This is a genomic window from Maridesulfovibrio salinus, from assembly GCF_055394525.1.
The window spans coordinates 2549924-2572500 of the sequence record NZ_AP042461.1 but is presented as its reverse complement, the minus strand read 5'-3'; the positions used below and the strand labels follow the sequence as shown (position 1 = coordinate 2572500).

The following is a 22577-nucleotide window of genomic DNA, read 5'->3' as shown; positions in this document are numbered from 1 at the left end:
ATAAAAAAGGACGAAACACAGTTTCGTCCTTTTATAGTCTAAATATCAATAGAAAAAGTTACTTATTATCTTCAAGTAAACTGTCGAGCGCTTCCACTGCTTGGGCAGGATTAACACTCACCCCTGCTTTGACTTTTGTTGACGTAGACTTTTTATTGTAAGTATTTCCGTTCCATGATTCACTTGAAGAACCACTTTTTCCGGTAACTCCACCGTGAATGGTAGGGGCCGCCATTGCTCCGGCTTTCACTGCGTTTTTAAGAAAGGAATCCTTATTCATCTGTGCAGGGTCAGCAGTTTCCACATTAGGATTTTCACCTGTAAGCATTGAAGTTGACGCTCCATTCCCCAATATCTGCCATTTGCCATCGCCAACTCTACTGGCCTTGGCATCATAAGTTGAGCTTTGTCCATCTGCTGTCATCTTTAATACAAATGATCTGGTAGGATCCTGATAGCCAGATAGCACCTGCCCTACTTTAATTATGTAACCAATTCCGGTGTGATCATTCTTCCAGTTGAAAGTATTACCTGACTTCATTTTTTCAAGAACATAGCTGATCTGAGCCCTGTCAGTATCGGTAAGATTCATAATATCTGGAGCAGTGGACCCGGTCAGATCATAATTAGCACTTGGTGAAAGGGGGATCAATCGAACTGAAACCGCTGAAGGTGAAAGGACATATGCATCGCCGGTTGTTTCCTGGTTGTCTATGGAATTAACTCCCTGCATAACACCCCAGGCAGTTTTATCGCCACCGCTGCCTACAGCCATGGATGAAGACTGCATTCCTTGCGAAACGGCATTCATCATTACTTTTTCCTGCTGATAGATGCGTTTGACTATAACATCCTGCTGCTTGTAATCATCTTTTTTAAGAGTAAGGATATGATCTGCATTTCGTGCAAGTTCAACTTTACATGGGGAAACGCAAACCTCTTTTCCATCAGCATAAACAGTGGCCCCCATTGGATTTGTCGAGACAGGAATGGATTGAGTTTTAATTACAGGAGCACACCCTGAGACAAGTGCTATACCAAGCAAAGATATAAAAAATTTGGCTTTCATATAATCCCCCCTTTTGTAATGATGAAACTATACACAATAAATATGAATAAAAAAAGGCGCGGAGTTTCGCGCCTTAACTTCTTTACTAATCAGTTTTCTTAACCTTATTTCCATCCCCAAGCAGGAGAACCTTGGGCTTGTGCAAAGCCAGATCATCCTCCTCAAGCCATGTATACGTGCAGATAATGATTTTCTGCCCGGCCTCGCCTTTATGCGCGGCTGCGCCGTTAAGGCAGAACTCACCAGGACCTCCCTCAATGGCATAAGTAGTTAGTCTTTCGCCATTATCAACGTTCAGTACATCGACACGTTCATAAGGAAGTATACCTGCTTTCTCAAGCAGATCTACATCAATGGAAATTGAGCCTTCATAATCGACATTAGCGTCGGTAATTGTAGCTCTATGAATCTTGGACTTTAAAAGGCAACGACTGCCCATACATTTCCTCCTTCAGGAGTATTAATTATTCCTGACTGGTTTTGCCGATAGCATTCTCTGTGAATGTTAGCAATCACTTATTTATGGGAAAAATCAATTATCCAGAATTAAAGCCGATTTCGAATAGAGTTTGGCAGATAGTTTTCAGCAGGAGTTTGATAGCGAAGCGAACACCATCAGACTATTAAAAAGATCAGGCGGCAGGCACAAACAAAAGAAAAGTAGAGGGAATATGTGAGCTTTAGTTGCTAGTAGCTTGAAACAGTTAAGGATATAAAAAACGGAATACTCACTATCAACTCACATTACGATGCAAACATAAATTTATCAGCGACCAGATATCTACAATCATCAATGCTGAACAGGCTCTATATTCAATGAACTGAATCTCTGATTAATTTGGAGAATCGTGTATCTTGAATAAAAAATCAACCACCACCAACAGCCGGAAATACTCCCACTCTATCACCATCGGACAAGGGGGCGTCAAAGGCAGAGGAAACTCCGTTTATAAAAACGATTTTAACCTCGTCTATTGGAATACCTACACGATCCAAAACATCGGTTACGGTTTCTCCTTCAGACACTGGATAATTGTCTGAATTTTCGGGGCTTTTTTCAGCAAAAGTAGCGTAGCACAGCAAAGTTATCTTCATGGCAACCTTATGAATAAGCGTATATGATTCAATTTTTCTCTACTGATAATGGTAGAGTATCTCCCTCGCATGACTACGATATACTCTAAAAAACATTATGAAATCAAGCAAAGAAGGATTGCTGTTTCTGCCGGAGACTAACAAAAAGTCCGGCAGGGTTTCCCCTGCCGGACCTGAATAAGCTGAATTCTACTTAACTTATGCGGAGAAAGCTTTCTCGAAGTTAGGTACAACCTGCTTTTTGCGAGACATTACGCCATTGAGGTATACTTTAGTACCTTCGGGAGCAACGCCGAATGCTTTTTCAACTACGGAAGGATCGTCAGAAACGATGAGCATTTCGGAACCTTCTTTCATGATGTCGGTCAGCAGCAGGAAGCAGCTGTGACGGCCGTCAGCTTTAACTTTTTCAAGTTCAGCGTAAAGGTCATCTTTGATTTCGTCGAAAACGGTCAGGTCAACAACTTCGAGCTGGCCGATACCAACTTTCTTGCCGGACATATCGAAATCTTTATAGTCACGGAAGATGAGTTCGTTCATGGAAGCACCTGCAACAGCAGACTTCACGTTGAACATTTCCATTCCGAGAGCCATAACATCTTCAACACCAGCGATCTTAGCCAGTTCCTCAACAGCAGTCCTGTCAGCGTCAGTACAGGTTACGGACTTGAACATGACGGTGTCGGAAAGGATTGCACAGAGAAGAACACCAGCAACGTTTTTAGGAATTTCTACATTGTAGAACTTGTACATTGCGTTGATAACAGTACCGGTGCAGCCTACAGGCCATACCCACATTTCGAGGGGGTTGGGAGTAGTAACGTCACCGAGTTTGTGGTGGTCTACAACAGCTACGACTTCACCCTTGTCGAGGTTGTCCATGCTCTGAGCGATGTCGGAGTGGTCAACGAGGATTACTTTCTGATCGGTAGCGTCAGTCATAACTTCGGGAGCAGCGCAACCGAATTTTTCCAGAACAAAAGCGGTTTCAGGAGCGATTTCGCCCTGAGCAACAGCTTTGGTTTCTTCTTTAACTTTGGACCACAGGTCAGCAATTGCAATTGCGGATGCGATGGTATCGGTATCGGGGTTTTTGTGTCCTACTGCGATAATAGCCATAATAAATTTCCTCCTAAGAAATATGGTAGCTTAAACGAGCTTGTGTCTTCTATCACAATCTTTTTTCTCTGCCAAGTCTACATGATCCCGGCAAGGATTATAAAGCCGAATAAAACCACTCCGAAGACAAAAGCGGCGTAAGCTTTACGCAATCTCAAGGCTAAAAGCCCTCCGAGGCTTGCTGCAATCCATAAAAAAGACCACTTCATATCCACACCGGCGACCAACGGTCCCCATTTGTGAAAAAATATACGAAGTATGTAATGAAGGATTAAGGTACTTGTCCAGAAAAAAAGCCAAGAAGTCACAAAAGTTCTTAAAATTGATTGCAGAACCAACTTTCCGGGCACGTTTTCTCCCGTTTTTCCGCGCCTCGCCCAGTTGATCAGTTTGTTATGTCCTCGGTTGTGCCAGCGTCTTAGGGAATATTCCAACCAGGAACCGATTCGGGCAAGCGGAAGGCAAGCAATTATGATCACCATTGCCTGACGGGCCTCGGTGAAAGCAAATGATGTGCTGAGAGCAAGAGCGGCAAAAGTCGGAGCCAGAATATGTGGCGGGATATAGGTCCCCGCGGGGATGTTGTCGAGCCAGAACAGCTCAAAGAAGACGGCTATCTTAAGGCTTGAAGCAACATCGCCTGTAACAGCCCCCCAAAGAGCTCCTACAACCAGCGGACGTTCAAGCAGACCAGGATTTACAGTGAAACGGAAAAGTGAAAACAGCGCAAAAAAAAACCTATCACCGCTACCCACATAGGGAACGGCAAAGCCAGTCCTTGCAGAAAACTCATGCGAACCTCACCTGTACCGGATCATTTGGGACACACCTGAAGTCCAGTTCAATCCCTTTACCCTTAAAGTACATGAGACAGGACTCGTCATCTGAACTCAAAGCAACACTGGGTGAAATCTGTTTTTTTCCCGGACCATAGTGAATATTCCCGATATTCACGGAACTGAACTCGAAACCTGAGTCCAAAGCCCTGCGCACATCCTCACAGGATGCAAATAGCACTATCACGCTACAGTTGTTTGAATCCGAGACAGACAGAAGCCTGCTTTGGAGCTCTTCCACACGGGAAAAAGTACAGGTAACCGACTGAGGAATGGCCAGCGACATAATCTGCTGCTGTAGATCGTCCCCGGCTACGGAATCGTTCGCCACGATGATATGCTTCGCGTGGGTGTACGGCAACCAGGTTTCAATTATCTGCCCGTGAACAAGTCTGTTATCAATTCGCACCCACTGCATGTCTACCCCTTCGAAGTTCGTTTTCGCAGCATTTCTCCTGCAATTACAATCCCCTTGGCCCCGGCTTTGCTGACTTCTTCCGCCATCTTCTGCAAAGACTCATTCCGCTTCTGCAATGCCTTCAGCAACATGGGCAGACTCACCCCGGTCACTACTTCAATGTCATCCCCCTGCAGAAGAGAGAGGCTCAGGTTGGTGGGAGTACCACCGAACATATCAGTGAGGATCAAAACACCAACTCCATTGGAAACCTTTGAAATTGTTTCTTTTAAATAGTCCATGGCTGCGTCAATACCCTGTGAGACATCAACGCTTACGGAACTTATGAAGTCCTGCGGCCCGACAATGAGTTCTGCCGCCTCTACTAGCGACTTTCCAAAGTTACCGTGGGTAACCAGAACAATTCCGATTTTACTGGATTCAGCGCCCATCTATATTCCCGATTCAGAACATGCCTACCGGCAGTGCCCCTTATTTCAAATGTATATGCTTATGTTCAAGTGAAACAGAATAACCACTATCTTTAAGAGTTGCAAATATCCTCTCAGCGGTAGCCACGGAACGATGCCTGCCGCCGGTACATCCAACGGCAATGGTCAGCCTGTATCTTCCTTCCGCCTCGTAAAGAGGAAGAACATATTGAAGGAAATCGAGATATTTCTCAATAAAAACCGAACCGGGTTCTGTACCGAGTACATAATCGGATATAACCTTGTCCTGACCGGACAAAGGACGCAGTTCAGGTATAAAATAAGGATTGGGCAGAAATCTGAGGTCCATGACCATGTCAGCGGCCGTGGGAACATCATGCTTAAAGCCGAAAGACATTACGTGAACTCTGAGTCCGGAAGACTTTTCACTAAGCTCAGCCCATTTTTCCTGAATCCTGCGCCGGAGATCATGGATGGAATAAGTGGTTGTATCAATAACCAGATCAGCCTGCTGGCGGACCGTATCAAGTGCTTCCTTTTCCTTTTCAAGAGCCTGCTCAAGACCGAAATCTCTGGACTCAAGGGGGTGCAGACGACGAGTTGTAGCGTACCTGCGCACCAGTTCCGGCAGACGCGCTTCGAGAAAAAGAATGCTTGGACAAAAGCCTCTTTTGGTCAGCTCTTCACGCGTGGCTTCCCAGTCACTGCTAAATTCCAACTGACGCAGATCCATCCCGAGAACCAATCCCCGATACATATTGTCACGGGTGCAGAAAAGGTCCACAAGGCGCGGGAGCATTCCCGCGGGAAGCCCGTCAACACAGAAAAAACGTAAATCTTCAAAAACCTTGAGAACAGTTGATTTACCGGCTCCTGAAAGACCGGTCACAACTATGACCGGAAATGAATCGACATCGCACTTCACGTCCTGCTCCTTTCGCGTCTACTTCCGGCATGCGGAGAAAAAGACTTTTATCCGCTTAAAAAATCCCCGCGCCGCATTTTTAACATGAAAACCCCGGCCGACATGACAACAGTAACATAAACAAAATTAGCAATGACCAGAGTTCATTGCTAATTCATAAGACTTTATTTTTTCAAGGAAAAAATCTAAATCCCGAGAAGCCTGTGCAGCTCCTCTTCATCCCCGGTTTCAATAAAGGCCTGCCTGTAGGCAGAATCCTTCAACTGACGGGAGATCTGGGCCAGAATCTTTAGATGGGCTCCGGCCCCTTTTTCAGGAGCCAGAACCATAAAGAATATCCTACACGGTTGCAGATCAAGGGACTCGAAATCAATACCTTCGCCGGATCTTCCGACGACCACGACTATTTTCTCAAGTCCTTCAAGTTTGCCATGGGGGATGGCTATGCCATCCCCTATACCGGTTGTTCCAAGTTTTTCTCGATCATTAAGGACCTTTAAAGCCTTTTCTGCATCCACTTCAATACCTGCGGCATTGAGAGTGGAAACCATTTCCTTCAGAACTCCGCTCTTGTCAGAGCTTTCCAATTCGTAGATTACAAGGTCCTTTGCCAGATTATCACTTATATTCATCAGTTAGTATCCCGGGTCAATCAAACCGAAGTCGCCGTTATTGCGACGGTAAATTACGTTTATAGCTTCATTGTCCGCATTGCGGAATACGAGGAATTCATGGTCCATGGTCTGGAGCTGTTCTGCAGCTTCATCAATACTCATGGGCTTGGGAACAAAAGAATCGGATTCGACAATCACGGGTTCCCTGTATACTTCCTCTTCAGCATAGCTGATTACATCCATGCGGGCGGAAGAGACTTCCTTGCGTCTATGACTCCGCATCTTTTCACGAGCGCGGCGAAGCTGGGCTTCGAGCTTGTCCAGAACCATGTCCACAGTGGAGTACATGTCTTCTGATACTTCATAAGCACTGATGTGCAGATGATCGGAGGTTAAGATAACCTCAGCCACATGCCTGAACTTGTCCACCGAGAGGTTAACCTGCATTTCGGTGTTTTCAGGGTTGGTAACATACTTAACTAGCTTGGAGAAACGGCTGTTTGCATATTCCTTCAGATGTTCGGATGCGTCGAAGTTCTTAAAAGTGAATGCTACGTTCATAGAGCCTCCTTCGTAATAGGTGAATATGCTTTTTTTCTCCGGACCTGCCTGGCTAGAAAACCTTTTTCCTTTTAGAGGAGGAAGGTATCCCCATTGCAGTCCTGTACTTGGCTACAGTTCTTCTCGCGATGTTGACCTCAAGACTGGCCTTGAGCATTTCGGCGATCTTCTCATCGCTGAGCGGTTTCTTGGTATCCTCCTCACCGACCAGCTTTTTGATCATCGCCTTGACCGACTCCGAGCCAACCTGAGACCCGTCATCAAGTCCGAGAGCACTGTTAAAGAAAAATTTTAATTCAAAGATCCCGTGCGGTGTAGACACATACTTGTTTGTGGTGATTCTGCTCACCGTGGATTCATGCATTTCAATGTCTTCCGCCACTTCTTTCAGGATAAGGGGCTTAAGCTTGGTGACACCATGGGCGAAAAACTCTCTCTGAAAGCGTACAATGGATTCAAGAACCTTATATAATGTACGCTGCCTCTGATAGAGGCTTTTCATCAGCCATTGTGCCGAGCGCATCTTGTCCTGAAAATATTCCTTGTCTTCCCCCTTGGTCGAAGCCAGAGTTTCAACATAAAAAGCGTTCATCTGCAGTTTGGGCAACCCGTCTTCGTTCAGAACAATAACAAAATCACCGTCATATTCATAAACATAAGCATCCGGACTGATATAGAAAGAGTCTCCGCCTGAAAAACTTGCTCCGGGCAATGGATCAAGAGTTGTCATCAAATCAAGATAACTCTTTAAATCCTCCATACTGAGTTTGAATTTTCTTGCCAGAGGCTTGTATCGCCTTTTCTCAAGATCATCCAGATGATCACGTACCAGTGAAACAAGAATGGGGTCATCATCAAGCTTAAGTGCTTCAAGCTGCAGCATCAAACATTCCTGAGGAGTTCTTGCCGCCACCCCAACCGGGTCAAACTTCTGGATTTTATCCAGAACCTTTTCCACTTCTTCGATTTCAGCGTAGCATGTTTCAGCCACTTCTTCCAACTCAATCCTTAAAAAACCACCGGAGCTCAGATTTCCGATGATACACTCTCCAATCTCAACCTCTTTTTCAGAAAGATCTGAGAGACAAAGCTGCCAGTGCAGATGCCCTTCAAGCGAAGTGGACTTGGTGAGTCTCGCCTCAAAGGACATTCCATCCTCAAGAGATTCGCTTTCACGCGAGGCAGACTGTTTGGAAGTGCTGGAAAATTCACCTAAATAATTTTCCCATTCAGCGTCCTTGGAGATCTGGACCTCTTCCGCAGTTGCGGTTCCGGCGTCAGAGTCCGGTGAATCCGTTCTTTCCTGAGGGTCCATTTCCTCAAGTATAGGATTCTCCATAAGCTCCTGATGTACGGAATCTACAAGTTCCAGCCTGGAAAGCTGCAACAACTTGATAGCCTGCTGCAACTGGGGAGTCATTACCAGTTGCTGAGTAAGCTTTAATTGTTGTCTAAGTTCCAACCCCATAAAAGTCTGCCACCTTCGTAATCATAAATATATTCAAACAGGATTACATTCAAAATCAGATTAAAAAATACAACCGGAAAAATTATCTTCAAATTTCTTCCGAGCTTGATTCAACTATGCCACACTACTCTGCAGCTTGCAACAGCTAACCTCTGATTTGATTGAAATAACAAGATTTTTTAGCCATTAACATTGCTTATGAAAAAAGTGTACCAATGTTCTGATCAAGTGTAAATCCGCAATGCGTATATTAATGAAAACTTAAGCCGGAGAGGTAATATCAGGCGTTGAATTCCAGTGATTCTTTTTTTAGGGGAAGGAGTATCACAAAACGAGCTCCACCGTCTGGTGCTGGCTCAACGCTGAAGCTGCCGCCGTGATTCTGGGTGATTATGAAATATGAAACTGAAAGCCCCAGTCCGGTCCCTATACCGGAAGGCTTGGTGGTAAAAAAAGGTTCAAAGATTCTTCTGCGTATTTCAGGCTTTATTCCCGGACCATTATCCTCTACTTCAATAAGAGCATTGTCCCCCCTCCTTCTAGTTCGTACACGAAGTTCCGGATGTGCACCTGAATGCCCATGCTCTCTTATTGCCTGGGCTGAATTTTTGAAAAGGTTGAAAAGAACCTGCTCTATTTCTGTTCTTGAGCACACGACACCGGGTAGCCCTTTATCATAATCGCGCACAATTCTGATATGAAGGAAGTCGTATTTCTTTTTAAGATCGTAATCTTTGGCTGCCAGGCTCAACGATGCTTCAAGAAGATCAGTAAGATTCACCTCTTCAATCTTATCCTTACCTGGCCTGCTGAAATCAAGCATATTAGAGACAATACCCGCGGCTCTGGCTCCGGACTCCTTTATACCTTTAACAATACTTCCTATTTTACGTAATTCATAATAACTGCGGAGGCTCTCCATAGAACACCCCGCCTTTTCACAGGCAACATGATTGGCTTTAATGTCCGGCAGAAACTTTCTTTCAAGGTTTTGAGCTCCCTGCAATATCCCACCGATAGGATTGTTGATCTCATGAGCCATCCCCGCTGCGAGACCGCCTACCGAAATCATTTTCTCAGTCTGGACCATGGTTTCTTCCATACGGACACGCGCTGTCACGTTGTCAATCCTTACAACAACGCCTTTACTCTCAGAGCCTATCAACGGGAAAACAGTAATATCATAAATATCTTTACCCCCTCCAGGAAACCTTCGCCGTTCCATTGTATGGGGAATTTTCTCCCTAACAGCTCGTTCAACACCCTGAGCAATCTCACTCTGGCCGGAAAAGAACTGCACAACTCCGACCGGACGGATCTCTGTAGACTCAAGATTGAAGATTGACATGGCCTTTTCGTTGCACTGTCTTACCATAAGATCGTCGTCCACCCAGATAAGAGCGGAAGGCATGGAATCAATCACGCTCTGGAAAAAAGTCTTGGAAACGAGCAGGTCGTATTCGCGCTCCCTTACTTTCCGGGACATAACATCAAAGACCTTTCCGAACTCATCAAGCTCCATAAACTCAACATGTTCCGAGTCTTCTGTCGGATAATCCCCCTTGGCGACAGATGACAATTTTTTTATGTAGCTTGAAAGAGGAAGAATCACATTCGCCCTGAATTCTTTTTTCAAGGCAATAAGCAGAACCAGAAAAATAATAAGAATCAGAAAGGTAACCAGAATACCAAGAGCAATCACAGGTCTGAAAAAAAAGGTCGCTGAGCTTGCGACAACCAGTTTCCAGCCTGTACCGGGAATCTGAGACATAACACCGAAGAAAAAACCGTCACCGGTAGTGTAGAATCTGGCTTTACCTGTTTCTCCTTCTTCAGAAAGAATCGCAAGCCCGCCCAGATTGGCCTGAGTACGGACCAATTCCATGTCAGGGTGCACAATCAGATTTCCATAAGCGTCGGTAAGCATGATGACTCTATCCGGAGATAGAAAACCATGAATGAAACTCTGCAGGGCATCAAGACTCAACTCTGCAACAAGCCTCCCTCCTCCTTCGACTGAAATACTGATATACACAACCAGCTTTCCGGACTGGGGGGAGATTATAGGAGAAGTCAAAACATATCCCTTCCGTTGAGGGTCATTAATTCTGATCGGGAAATCCACCCCCTTTATACCCTCGGGAGCCACCGCAATAATGTTCTCATTTCTATCCAGCAGCATTAACCTCTCAAAACGTCTGTGCTTTTCGTGCAGCATATTGAAATACAGATTTCTCTCAATATTAACACCTCCGCTGGCCAATGCTATTGATTGCAGCACGTCCTCCGCACCATCCATGTAAAAAACCACGTTCTTTACCAGTGACCGCGAGAGCTGAACCATCTCCCGCTCCTGTACAGTCACCTGGTTAAGCCCCAGAATGCTGACAATAACCACTGTCATCAGCATTCCGGGAACCAAAATCCACTGAATAAGCTTTTTCTGGAATATCTGTGCAAGAGAGACTTTTCTCATTTCCCTTCCCGGGCAACGCTCACAAAATTTCCGCCCTTTACAATAACGATATGTCCATCCCTGTTTACATCTCCGAATCCGTCAATCTCATAAGGCCCGACCAGAGATTCCGAAAAAGAAATCCCTGGCAGAACATTTTCCAGATTATCAGTACTGCCTCCATTTAAGCGGACCGCATGAGCAAAAAGCTGGACGGCTTCATAGGCAAAAACAGCAGCAAAATTTGGAGCCCATCCGAAACGCTCCTTAAACTCCTTTTTAAATTTATCATAACCCGGATTAGGGGTATCCTCTGCAAAGTGAACCGCAAAATAGATTCCTTCAACACTTTTTCCGCCGGTCTGAACCAGCTCCTTTGTGTATCCCCACATGCTGCTGAAGATAGTCCATTCAGCACCATTAAGTCTCGAATACCTAGCGAAGGAAGCAAGGTCTCTGGCTGCAATTACAGCAACTACCGCATCAGGTTTAAACTCATTAATTCTGTTTACTAAATCCGGCCAGTCAACTGCACTTTTTCCGGGATTGTAACCGACTTCCCCGACAAGCTCTCCCCCTTCTTCCTCAAACCCAGTAATAAAACTGTTTTTGTAAGGCTCTGTAAAAGGACGATTGGATTCATCCCACACCACGGCGAGTCTCTTCTTTCCCATGTCCTTTACTGAATACTCGGCAAGAGATTCTGAAAGATCACCAAGCGTTGCTATCACTCTAAAGAATTTGTCTTTGCGCCCCTTCAAAAGAGTGGTCGATGTCGTTGGCGAAATATAAACAACATCATTCTTGTCACTCTCTTTAAGTGCAGCCATGCTCTGAACACTGGTCATATGTCCGATTATAACCTCAGCACCGGACTTGATCAGTTCGCGGTCTGCTTTAACAGCTCCTTCCGGGGTATTTCCATCGTCGCGCACTATCAGTTGCAGTTTTCGTCCATCAATACCCCCGGCGGAATTTATCTCCTCAACAGCAAAAAGAGCCCCATTCCGTCCCTGTACACCAAGATCAGAATATTTACCCTCAAGAGTCCCGGAAAAACCAACTTGAATGGGAGAATCCGAACAAGCTGACAAAGCAAAAGAGAAAAAGCCAAGAAGCAGAATTACAAGGACTATATTATGACTGGCGACTTTGGACATAAGAATATCTCCGGTAATAGATTTCTTTCCACCACCAGAATACACACAAAATGCAGATAAGACCAATTAATATTAACTAACAGAGAGCCTTGAGCTGAAACATGATTGGCTGGTTAATTGATATATTACGGTAGACCGGTAAAGACTCAAAAGATGAAGGGATATTTTAAGGAAAAGGCAACAATCATCAGGCGGTAAATTAGGAGCAATAAGCCAAGTGTGTAAAGAACACTGGAACGAAGAGTATAATACAAGTGAAGTCCCTTTCTAAGAAACCGATTGTACATATTTTAAAACAAAGAGACCTCACTTGAACATGAATCTAAAATAAATGTATGGACCGGGCGGGAATGGAGGCCTTAACATTTGCCCCCTTCTCCAATTCTCCCCTTGCAATCAGTTTTCTCGGAACCAGAGCGTTGATGGAGAAGTGCGCATACTCAAGCGTCACACGGGCATGGAAACCTCCCAGCGTGATACTGCTTACAGCAGCCTCGAAAGAATTATCGTCAGATAAATCTTCAACCTCACTCCCCACCAGAACTTCCTCAGGCCTGAAAGCAAGACTGCACGCCTCCCCTTGAGGTGTTTCAGTACAGTTGAGTTTCAGGTCTCCTAGCTTTACACATCCATTCTCCGGATTGCAGGCAAATATATTTGTCATTCCAACAAAATCCGCAACGAACTGCGAACCGGGGCTGTTGAAAATATCTCTTATGGCACCTTTCCTGATGATTTTGCCTTCTTTAATTATTGCTCCGTTTTGAGCAAGATAAAGAGCTTCATCAAAATCATGGGTAACCATTACAAAAGTGATTCCTGTTTCCCTGTGCAGGGATTTCAACAGGTCCTGCACTTCCTGCCGGAAAGCCGGGTCAAGAGCGGAAAGAGGTTCATCAAGGAGCAGAACCGAAGGCTCAACCAGTAACGCTCTCGCAATTGAGGCCCTCTGCCTTTCCCCGCCTGATAAATGCTTAGGAGTCCTACCCAGCAGATGACTGATATTAAGCATTTCCGACAGTTCAAACGCCCTTCTCTCGGCGTCATATCTGGAGATATTTCTATATTTCGCGCCAAAGGTGATGTTATCCTTAACGGATAGATGAGGAAACAGGGCATAATCCTGATAGACGATTGATAATCCGCGCTTTTCTGGAGCAAGTGCAGTAATGTTGCGCCCGTCAAGCTTAATATTTCCAGACGTAACCGGAACAAGTCCGGCGATGGTTTCCAGAAGAACTGATTTACCTGACCCCGTAGGCCCAAGCAGAGTAAAAAAATCACCTGTTTCCACCTGTAGATTAATTTCATCAAGTGAAAACGACGGCAGTTCCACCATAAGATTATCAATGGAAATCATGCCTCTTCCCTCCTGAGCCCTCTTGAAAGCACGCGAAGAGCCGCGAAAAGAACCAATGACAAAAAGATAAGCCAGATAGCCACAGGCCTGGAATATGACAAGCCGTAAGCCGTGAACCTTTCATACATCAAAACCGGAGCGACCATAGGATGATATGCGACAATAACAACCGCACCGAACTCACTTAACGCACGGGCCATACACATAATCATTCCAGTAAGAAGAGACCGCCATGCAAGCGGAAGTGTTACACGAGCAAAAGTCTGGGATCTACTGGCCCCGAGGGTACGTGCCGCCTTTTCAAGGCGTTCAGGCACGGCCTCGAATCCGTCACGGGCAGCGTTGATATAAAACGGAAGCCCCACAAAAAGGAGAACCGCGACAATTCCGGTATTGGTTCCCATTATGCGTATTCCCGCATCAAGCAGCATCTGCCCTATCCAATGATTTCTCCCGGCAATGGAAAGCAGGGCTATACCTATAACCGGATGAGGAATCATGATAGGCATATCAATTATAGATTCTACCAATCCTTTTCCCTTAAAATCCTTTCGGGCCAGCAGAAAGGCAAAAGGAGTGCCTATGGCAAAGGCAATCAATGCCGCCAGTCCGGAACACGCCATACTGCGGATGATAGCTTCCCTTACATCTGAATCCATCATTGTTTCGGTCAGTTCGGCAATACTTGAGCCTAGAACAAGCTGGCTCAAAGGAAGAAGTATGAATCCGAGAACAAGAAAAGTGGACAGAAAGCTGCTTATGGAAATATTATGATATTTTTTCATGGATATAAAAGACGGGGCCGGACAGTTAACTGTCCGGCCCCGGATGTAGCATTATGACTATTTTTTAACTTTCACGAGACTGCGCAGGCCTTCAGGCATATTTTTCACCATTGCTTCATCAGGTACAATGGCGGGAACGAAGGGAGGCTGTCCCATTTCCTTGAGAATCTTGAGTCCGCCTTCAGGCGAAAGAATGTATTCCATGAAGGCGGTAGCAGCGGCCTTGTTGGGAGCATCCTTCAACTGGGTGATACCGTAGGTGATGGACTTACCAATGCGGTCAATAGTGGTTCCGGGCTTCTTACCGGTAACGGTAACCTTAGCCATCTTATAGAAATTATTGTATTTGTAGTCGGAAAGATTGATGTGTTTATCCAGGGTAATATATTTCAGGCCGTGCTGAACAGCAACGGAGAGATATTCCCATGCATAGTCCATATTTCCGGTCTTGAGCAGGGAAATCAGTTCTACGGACTTGGGTCGTACCCATTCTTTTTTACGTCCGTCAATAAGCTTCTGATAGAGACCGGGTTTTCCGTAAAACTTCTCAGCCAGTTGCAGAACCATGACACTGCGGTAACCGCAGGGGTCGATGTTAGGGTCAGAGTATCCCCAGACGACACCGGGTTTCTGAAGAATTTCATACCAGTTGTCGGCATTTACTTCTGAAGCGAACTTACTCTGATCAGTATAACAGAGAACAAGCTGGTTGGTGGCAAAACGGATGTTGAAATCTGCGTACTTGGGGATAAGGTTTTTATCAATAACCACATAGTCAGCAGAGGCCATAATGTCAGCAGGCTTGCCTACCTCTGAAATCATCCGCGCCATCTTGGTTGATCCACCGGCCTCACGCTTGATGTCAACGCCGGGATGCATGGCTTCGAAGTTCTTTTCCATTTTCGCGAGTGGAACTGAAAGGCTCCCTGCATGAAACATGATTACATCACCGCTGATTTTCTCAGCAGCACATACCGGAGCCACAGCCATCATTGAAAGAGCAGCAAGAGCAATTCCTACAAATAAAATACGCATTATCAACTCCATTTAGATGTTTTTTTAAGTTCAGAAAAACATATTAAATAACCGTATATTTTGTAGGGGAATTACTGTCAATAGAGAAGTGTTTGCTCACGAATTGGCACAGATAGGGCTTTCAACAGGCAAAAAAAAAAAAGCAGCTCTGAAGCTGCTGACCTAAAAAAACAGGCGGATAAATCCGCCTTTGTGCAGGTTATCAGTGTGTAACCCGTTCTTCCCCTTTTACTACTCCATCAAGCTTATCACTACTGTCGCAGAGCTTAACCCGGTTATAGAACAAGTCTTCAGGACCGGCCTTGCTGAACAGTTCTCCAAGAAGAACATTCAGAAATAAGCTTTTACTGATTCCCAGATTCTGGCAGGCTTCTTCAATTTTTTCATTAATTTCAGGATTTAAGTAAACATCTGATAGCCTTGTATGCATAAGCACCTCCTAAGATTGTCTTTCTGTTAGACCATTTCTATATTTATTTTTAATCTAAATTCTCAGATTTATGGCACTACCCTAATATTTTTAAAAAAATATGTACAGTGGGTAAGTGCAATTTAACCAGCCTGTAGCAGATTTTTAATAAGACCGTCCCATCAATACCGAACGCTTGTGCAGTGCAAAGCAAGTACAATTGCACAAATGTGCAAAAAATGTGTGCAAAGAAAGTGCACTTCACTTGTGCAGAAAAACAAACACCAACACAAACACCTGTATTAATGAAACTTTTATTTATGGCACGCTAGATGCTAATAAAGAATCAACGGGTTGAAGAAATTGTTCCCCTGCTTTTTCTTCTCAGCAACACCCGAACAAATATACAGTCTTCATTCCTCATCACACTCCTTAAAATGCAAAAAGGACCGGGATACCTCCAGCCCGGTCCTTTTTGCATTTTTATAGCCCTGAAATTATATCTCCCTCGTCACCCGCATTTTTCCTATCAAATCCCGAATTACCCTCAGATTAACAAACAGGTAACTGCTCATAAATACAACAGACACAACTTCCCTGTTCAAATCAAACTTTGCCGCAATCAAATAAAAAAAAGCAAAAACAATCTGGATAGTCACTATGCGGGCCTGAATAGGGTTCATCCACCTTAAACCAAGAATTTTGCGGCACTGGAAATAACGGAGCATGTTCACCAGTACAAAAGCCCAGAAAAAAGCTGCTCCCGCCCCGCTGACTCCCATTATCCCGTAAAGAGAAAAACAGAGCACTCCGTTAACCAGAAGAGCTGCAACAGTGTTGAAAGCTTCAAGACCGGACCTTCCGGCCATAAGCAGAATATAACCTACAGGACCGATATAACAGCTGAAAACATTCCCGAGAATCAGATAAATAAGACATACTGTTCCATCATCAAAATCAGAGCCGAAGCTGGCCATGATCAGGTCCGAATACATGAGCGAAAGCCCAAGAACCACAAAGGAGAACAAGGACAGAGCGCAAGTGATATCGCTGTAAAGCTCTCCGATGGCCTCATAGTCCGTATCTGCATATGCCGAAGAGATATGCGGAACATAAACACTGTTGAAAGTGTAAAGCAGTATCGAGATACTCATCGCCACACGCATTCCGGACACAAAAACCGCGGAATCTGCCACCGATCCGATACTGCCGAGTATCAGGGTATTGATCCAGACCAGAGAATTCTGGGCAACTGCTATAACCAGTAGAGGAAGACAGTAAATTGCGATATCCCTGAGAGTCAGCGAACTTTTCAGGTCTAAGGAGAACCGTAAACTGTACTTATGCCGTGTAGTAAAAAAGGCGTAAAGAAAACTGGCCGCAAAAAGGATGGTTATGCACAAGACATAATTCAGCACACTCATATCCACAAGGAATGTGGACAGGGCAATAAGTACCATACCCCAGGGTATGACTGTATTTTCTATTACCGCGATCCCGGAAACATCGCCCAGACTCTGCCGAAAAAAGATTATGAGGTAGGTTAGTCCCCAGAAAAGTATAATCGGGGCGGCATAAAGAATGTATTCGGTTTTATCCGGGCTTTTGAAAACAAGTTCTGAAAAAAATTCCGGTACTGCAAAAATGAGCAGTAGCAATCCGCCGGAAAACGCCCCCACAGCAAGCATACTTAAAGTCCACAGGAATGAGAGGTTCCCAGGATTTTCTTTTTTAAGGACAGGCGCAAATTTCATACATGCGTTGCCCAGTCCTAGTTGCGCAATGAGAGCACTAAGGAATGCGAAAGTGTACGGGATGAAGAAAAGTCCGGAACCGTAAGCCCCGTACTTGTGTGCCAGTGCCCAGGTCAGGAAAAGCCCGCCAACCCCCTTTCCAATCTTGGCGCTAAAGACCAAGACAACCTTGTATAATGTAGACAGGTTATCACTCAAAACGTTTCCCTTTAAGCTTCTGCATGATGCTTCTATCTACAAAAGTATAGTAAAACAGGTTTCGCAGTTTTAACCAGACCCAGTGCAGCCCATCATAAAGTGCAAGGGCCGCTATTGCTGCCCGGGAAGTTGCAGGGTCAGCACTCAGTTTATAACCGTTTGCAGTCAGTTCATTCCCGCAGATTCTCTCATATAGCCATATCTGGGCGGGAGTAAGATTCTTCATCCATTTAACGGCAATGGATTTATCAGGCTCTCTTTTAACATTTTCATGCAGATGTTTCTGGCTTCCACCGATAAGGTTGTGGAATTCCTGCTGGGAGGATGAAATATCTCTGCCCTCGCTGCTAAGGCCGATTCCCTCAAGAATAACCTGCAAAACAGACTCACTGTCAGTAACGAGATCCTCAAACCGGACATTGATTACGGAATCTTCTTCAGCGATTCGCAGCTTCTTTTTCCATTCAAAGGCTGCCTGAAAAACATTATTCGACATTTTAAGACCGGACACAGAAACCATATCAAGCTTGGAATTATATACAGCCCGCCCGTCACGGATAAGATTAATGAATTTCACCGATTCATACATTTCCCGTAAAGCTTCCATGTGAAATTCATAGCGGGGACCTTTAACTATCAGAATTTCCGGCTCTGATTCTCCCCGGACCTTAAGATACTTTTCGAGTATGCAGTCAAACACTTTGCGATAAGTAAAATCAGTTATGGATTCTAGGCTTTCACTCAGTACATATCGATCAATTCTCAGGTCGCAAAACTGTGGCTCGGAATACAACAGTTCAAGCAGATCATTTACTTTGAGTCGGGATTCATCGGTAAAATTTTCAAGCACCAAAGGCATGAAAGCTGTTTCCTGAGTAACAACCACTCCGGAATAAAGGTTCAGCAACGAAGATAAAAGCGTAGAGCCCGACCTGCTGTCATAAAGAAGGAAAACATATTTCATCTGGCTATCGACCTCAGTGATGTAAATATCACGGTCAGGGAGCGGTTATATTGAGAGTTGAAAAGTCAATTCTATAGTTACCGGCGGCAGTTTCAACCAGAGCAATATCAGTTTCAGGGTCGTATTCTTTCACTGTCAGGGCCCTCGTACACCCCTCGCGGGACCGTGCAATGGCCGTAACGGTTGAAACCGGAGTGTCTGTTTCTCTTTCAGCCGAAATAAGCATTCCTATCCGGGGTATGTTGCGGCCCATTGACTTCGTAGGAACAGAATACCTGCGCAGATCAGTTACGAACTCCCGGCCTATGAAATAGAAAGAATAGCCCTTGGCAAAGTCCAGACAATATCCCTCTTCTACTTCGCGGGCATTTCGGGTGAGGTGGACAAGAGACTCGATCCGCAATTTGAAGGACGGAACAACCTTATCCCTTATAAATACGTCAGCTCCATTAATAACCACAAAGGCTCTTCTCCATGACTTAGGACGCACAGCGGATGGATAAAGTCCGGACAGTTCAATCTCTACTGCCTGAAAATCATCACCAGCACTGAACCTCGGCTTTCGAACAGATCCACGGTCTTTTTTGTAATCATACTGTAAAAACCATGTTCCCCCCTCACCAAGCTGTCCCATTTTATTGAAGGTAAGAAGATTGTGACTGGACGACAATTTCTTAAGAACATAGCTGTCGTCCTGAACAAGAGCCTTGTGCCCCTGCCAGATGCTGTAAGTGCCTTCATCGGGATGGATATGTGAGCCGGGAAAAACTCCTTTGGATAACGCAAGGTAACCCTGAGGTGGACCTGCCTTGAACATCACCAGTGAAGCATCCTTTTTCCATGATGATCGGGAAAGAAGAATTCCCAGATTATCAAACCAGCCGAAAAGAGGCATATTTTCCGGAGGAACGGGTTTAATATCAGAATCATACCAGATGTAATCCTGCCACAGGACAGTCCGCTTTCGTCTTTGCGACTCGACTTCAGCCGCAAGCCACTGCGCATGCCCGTCATTAAAAATTGAAGCCAGACAACGCAGAAAAGCCCCCGGACCATAGTAGTCTATAAGCAGCGAATCTGCATAATCAACATTATATTGAAAACCGGGCAGTGATGCATACAGCCTGAACTTTGCAGTGTTTTTAAAAAAACCGTTATTTTTTATCTTTTCATAACCTTGCGCAGGAGCCAAAGCAGAATAATAATTCATAAGCCAGAGAGTTCCGTAGCTCCAGTAACTTATACCTTCGTGAGATGCTCCGTCCGGTGAAAGCAGGGTAAGCACGGCATCAAAATTACGCTCAGCCTCTTCGAGCCACTTAACCGCCCTTTTGTCTTCTCCATACAAGGCAATACCTGCAACGGCCATCGCTGCGACATTAACATAATTATGATTCTGCAGAAGGCCCTTGTCCTGAGCCCACCAGATTTCACGCTTTCTGGTCAGCTCATAAAAAATCTGAGCATGCTCAGCGATTGCATCTTTCACCAGCAAACGCATGGGGGAAGAAAGCTCATCATAAAGCCAGTCATAAGCAAGAGCCATTGAGAAAAGGACATGAGCAGGCCCCATATCACTGTTTCCCGCCCAGTCCGGATTTGTGCTGAATAAGCTCAACAGATTCTCTATTGTGGGAAAATAGGAGGAATCACCGGTAATGAGATAGTAAAATGTAAGATTTAAAAGACCGTCCGCCGGACGTCTGATTGTACTGGCATCAAAGCGCAGCAGGTTGTTGGGGACCCGGCTTCCTACCTGTCCCCTGCCCCGTTTCCGGATTACCTTGAGAAAGTCCGAATAAGGCTTCTGATTTTTAACGGCCCTGAGTTCCTCAAGTTTCTGCTCATTGAAATATAGACGGGGTCTTTCCCTGAATACTGAATAATCAACAGCTCCGCTTCTCTCCGGTACAGCGAACAGCACGAGAACAATGACTAAAAACAAAAAGCTATGTTTCAGCCGCATAAAAAAACTCCCAGCTCCTCCGCCCGTGGGACTTCCCGGCAAAGTCTTATTTTTTAAGGTCCATTTTCTTAATGGCCTTGATAATCTTGATGAGCGTTCGTTTCACAATCCCTACAGAAGCTTCAAGGCTTGCTATTCTTTTTTCCAGATCCTTTACATAAAGAACCATTTCCTCTTCTTCATTCCTGCTGGTGGATTCCGGAACGGTTAATAGACCGTCGTCAATCCGCTCTCTGGCGTAACTTTCCACCACCTCGGGAGTTACAGGCTTTATATCATCGGCAAAACCGTAAATAAGAGCCCCCTCACAAAGAACATTGATATTTCTCGGAATGCCGTATGAATATTCACTAACTTTCAAAAGAGCTTCTTCGGTGAAGACCGTTCCGGGATCACAGGCCCCGCCCTGCTTGAGCCTGTACTGAATATATTCCACCACTTCCTGATCGCGAAGCTTTGACAGGTGCGCGCTGACCACAATGCGCTGTACAATCTGACTGTAGCGGGCTTTGCGCAGCCTTGCCCTGAAACCGGACTGGCCTACCATCAGAATGGAAATCAGATTGTCCTTACCTGCCTGCAGATTTGAAATCATCCGCACCTGCTCAAGAGCATCGTCACTCAAATTCTGCGCCTCATCAAGAATGAGCAAAACCTTTTTCTCTCCTCTGGTATAGATATCAAGGAGAAACTGCTGCAAAGCATCAAGACAGGCAGCTGGAGTGGGATTTTCAGGCAGCTCGGCTTCCAGTTCGGTAAGTATCATCTCCACAATATGATCACCGCCGACCGCACTGTTAAAGATAACACCTATATGCGTATCCTCCCTGCGCTCAAGGACCATCTTGTAGATGATGGAAGTTTTGCCCGTCCCTGCATCCCCTGTAAGCAGAATCAGACTGTCACCGTTCATGAGAGCATACTCAATATGGGTAATAGCCTGCTGATGCCACTGACTCAGATAAAAGAAATCAGGGTCAGGGAGAATATTGAAAGGTTTTTCCTTTAAACCGTAAAACTCTAGATACATATAGAAGCCACCTAAGGAACAACGTCCAGACTTTCTTTATCCGTTTTATTCAACACAACACCGACAATATTGCGTCCTTCAAGCAATCCGAGCGCTTTCTGAACATGTTCGCGTGAAGTCTTTCCGGCCTCGATAACAAAAATTATCCCATCAACATAACTTGAAAATACCAGAGCGTCCGGTGCATGTAAAAGGTCCGGACAATCAAATACTACATAGCGGTCAGGATACCTTTCCTTCATCTCCATTATCAGTTCCTGCAACTTGGGTGATCCGAGAATCTCGGTGGACCCCTTAATGGGCTCCCCGGCAGGAAGATAGGATAATTTGTTTATTCCCGGCTTTATGAGCAATTCATGAACCGGAATATTATGAAGGAGATGGTCGGTAAGTCCTTTTTCCGCGTTTATTCCGAGAAATTCATGAATACTGGGTTTACGCATATCGGTATCCACAAGCAAAGCAAACTGGTCCACTTCCCGCGCAATACTGATTGCCAGATTTATGGAAGTAATTGTTTTTCCTTCCCCGGGCATTGCGCTGGTAACCATCAGGACATTATGCCCTTTTTTCTTGGTACGGTGCAAAATCTGGGTACGCAGCAGGTTGTAGATATCAGTAAATGAAGCACTGCTGTGTGTAGTAAGAACTCTGTTCTTTGCCAGAGCCAGCTCATCAAGAACCAGATCATCATCGAAATATGAAGAAGGAACAGGACAAACTATACCATTTCCATCAGAATCTATGCTTCCCGGCTGACAAGTTTCTTCAATTTCAAATTCAGACCCGTCATCACATTCCTGCGAAATTTCCTCCGCCGGTTCCACATAGGAAGCCCCTTTCTCTGTCCAATTGACGGACTCCTGCAGGCGTTTGTTACGTTTGGCTTTTTCCACAGCCTTGAGTAACTTGCTCATATTAACTC

At 45.1% G+C, this 22577-nt stretch carries 22 protein-coding genes; all 22 read right to left on the bottom strand.

Annotated elements, in window-relative coordinates:
• Positions 1 to 58: 58 nt before the first annotated feature.
• Positions 59 to 1069, bottom strand: coding sequence for a PEGA domain-containing protein (locus ACZ5PW_RS11740; RefSeq protein ID WP_464553687.1), 1011 nt, complete (start codon positions 1067 to 1069; stop codon positions 59 to 61).
• An 85-nt stretch (positions 1070 to 1154) separates the two neighbouring features.
• Complete coding sequence (panD, locus tag ACZ5PW_RS11735; RefSeq protein WP_464553685.1) at positions 1155 to 1508, bottom strand: aspartate 1-decarboxylase; 354 nt, start codon at positions 1506 to 1508, stop codon at positions 1155 to 1157.
• A 428-nt stretch (positions 1509 to 1936) separates the two neighbouring features.
• On the bottom strand, positions 1937 to 2164 hold the full coding sequence (locus tag ACZ5PW_RS11730; protein WP_464553682.1) for a MoaD/ThiS family protein: 228 nt from the start codon (positions 2162 to 2164) through the stop codon (positions 1937 to 1939).
• 198 nt (positions 2165 to 2362) lie between these two features.
• Positions 2363 to 3283 (bottom strand): manganese-dependent inorganic pyrophosphatase, encoded by a 921-nt coding sequence (locus tag ACZ5PW_RS11725; RefSeq protein ID WP_464553680.1) that lies wholly within the window; start codon positions 3281 to 3283, stop codon positions 2363 to 2365.
• Between the two features lie 77 nt (positions 3284 to 3360).
• Positions 3361 to 4038 (bottom strand): PTS sugar transporter subunit IIC, encoded by a 678-nt coding sequence (locus ACZ5PW_RS11720; protein ID WP_464553677.1) that lies wholly within the window; start codon positions 4036 to 4038, stop codon positions 3361 to 3363.
• A gap of 34 nt (positions 4039 to 4072) precedes the next feature.
• Positions 4073 to 4537 carry a PTS sugar transporter subunit IIB gene (locus ACZ5PW_RS11715; RefSeq protein WP_464553674.1) on the bottom strand — a complete coding sequence of 155 codons (465 nt, stop codon included), beginning with the start codon at positions 4535 to 4537 and terminating at the stop codon, positions 4073 to 4075.
• A 2-nt stretch (positions 4538 to 4539) separates the two neighbouring features.
• Positions 4540 to 4968, bottom strand: coding sequence for a PTS sugar transporter subunit IIA (locus ACZ5PW_RS11710; RefSeq protein WP_464553672.1), 429 nt, complete (start codon positions 4966 to 4968; stop codon positions 4540 to 4542).
• A gap of 40 nt (positions 4969 to 5008) precedes the next feature.
• Positions 5009 to 5893, bottom strand: a complete 885-nt coding sequence (rapZ, locus tag ACZ5PW_RS11705) for an RNase adapter RapZ (protein ID WP_464553669.1) — start codon at positions 5891 to 5893, stop codon at positions 5009 to 5011.
• 185 nt (positions 5894 to 6078) lie between these two features.
• Positions 6079 to 6525: a PTS sugar transporter subunit IIA gene (locus ACZ5PW_RS11700; protein ID WP_464553666.1), complete on the bottom strand. Its 447-nt coding sequence runs from the start codon at positions 6523 to 6525 to the stop codon at positions 6079 to 6081.
• 3 nt (positions 6526 to 6528) lie between these two features.
• A complete protein-coding gene (hpf, locus tag ACZ5PW_RS11695; protein ID WP_464553663.1) occupies positions 6529 to 7068 on the bottom strand; it encodes a ribosome hibernation-promoting factor, HPF/YfiA family in 540 nt (179 codons plus the stop codon).
• A 52-nt stretch (positions 7069 to 7120) separates the two neighbouring features.
• Positions 7121 to 8536: an RNA polymerase factor sigma-54 gene (gene rpoN, locus ACZ5PW_RS11690; protein WP_464553660.1), complete on the bottom strand. Its 1416-nt coding sequence runs from the start codon at positions 8534 to 8536 to the stop codon at positions 7121 to 7123.
• 280 nt (positions 8537 to 8816) lie between these two features.
• Positions 8817 to 11012 (bottom strand): sensor histidine kinase, encoded by a 2196-nt coding sequence (locus tag ACZ5PW_RS11685; RefSeq protein ID WP_464553655.1) that lies wholly within the window; start codon positions 11010 to 11012, stop codon positions 8817 to 8819.
• Positions 11009 to 12151 carry an ABC transporter substrate-binding protein gene (locus tag ACZ5PW_RS11680; protein WP_464553651.1) on the bottom strand — a complete coding sequence of 381 codons (1143 nt, stop codon included), beginning with the start codon at positions 12149 to 12151 and terminating at the stop codon, positions 11009 to 11011. The genes ACZ5PW_RS11685 and ACZ5PW_RS11680 overlap by 4 nt, the downstream gene beginning before the upstream one ends.
• 322 nt (positions 12152 to 12473) lie before the next feature.
• On the bottom strand, positions 12474 to 13511 hold the full coding sequence (locus ACZ5PW_RS11675) for an ABC transporter ATP-binding protein (RefSeq protein WP_464553647.1): 1038 nt from the start codon (positions 13509 to 13511) through the stop codon (positions 12474 to 12476).
• Positions 13508 to 14296, bottom strand: coding sequence for an ABC transporter permease (locus ACZ5PW_RS11670; protein WP_464553644.1), 789 nt, complete (start codon positions 14294 to 14296; stop codon positions 13508 to 13510). Before ACZ5PW_RS11670 ends, ACZ5PW_RS11675 begins: the two co-directional genes overlap by 4 nt.
• A 57-nt stretch (positions 14297 to 14353) precedes the next feature.
• Positions 14354 to 15331 carry a tungstate ABC transporter substrate-binding protein WtpA gene (gene wtpA, locus ACZ5PW_RS11665; protein ID WP_464553641.1) on the bottom strand — a complete coding sequence of 326 codons (978 nt, stop codon included), beginning with the start codon at positions 15329 to 15331 and terminating at the stop codon, positions 14354 to 14356.
• A gap of 202 nt (positions 15332 to 15533) precedes the next feature.
• Entirely contained in the window at positions 15534 to 15761 is a 228-nt protein-coding gene (locus tag ACZ5PW_RS11660) for a hypothetical protein (protein ID WP_464553639.1), read from the bottom strand.
• A 476-nt stretch (positions 15762 to 16237) separates the two neighbouring features.
• On the bottom strand, positions 16238 to 17692 hold the full coding sequence (locus ACZ5PW_RS11655; RefSeq protein WP_464553636.1) for an MATE family efflux transporter: 1455 nt from the start codon (positions 17690 to 17692) through the stop codon (positions 16238 to 16240).
• Positions 17685 to 18656 (bottom strand): sulfotransferase, encoded by a 972-nt coding sequence (locus ACZ5PW_RS11650; RefSeq protein WP_464553633.1) that lies wholly within the window; start codon positions 18654 to 18656, stop codon positions 17685 to 17687. The genes ACZ5PW_RS11655 and ACZ5PW_RS11650 overlap by 8 nt, the downstream gene beginning before the upstream one ends.
• A gap of 34 nt (positions 18657 to 18690) precedes the next feature.
• Entirely contained in the window at positions 18691 to 20622 is a 1932-nt protein-coding gene (locus tag ACZ5PW_RS11645) for a DUF4962 domain-containing protein (protein WP_464553631.1), read from the bottom strand.
• A 46-nt stretch (positions 20623 to 20668) separates the two neighbouring features.
• Positions 20669 to 21652 (bottom strand): ExeA family protein, encoded by a 984-nt coding sequence (locus tag ACZ5PW_RS11640; RefSeq protein WP_464553628.1) that lies wholly within the window; start codon positions 21650 to 21652, stop codon positions 20669 to 20671.
• Positions 21653 to 21663: 11 nt separating this feature from the next.
• Entirely contained in the window at positions 21664 to 22569 is a 906-nt protein-coding gene (locus ACZ5PW_RS11635; protein ID WP_464553625.1) for a polysaccharide biosynthesis tyrosine autokinase, read from the bottom strand.
• Positions 22570 to 22577: the final 8 nt, after the last annotated feature.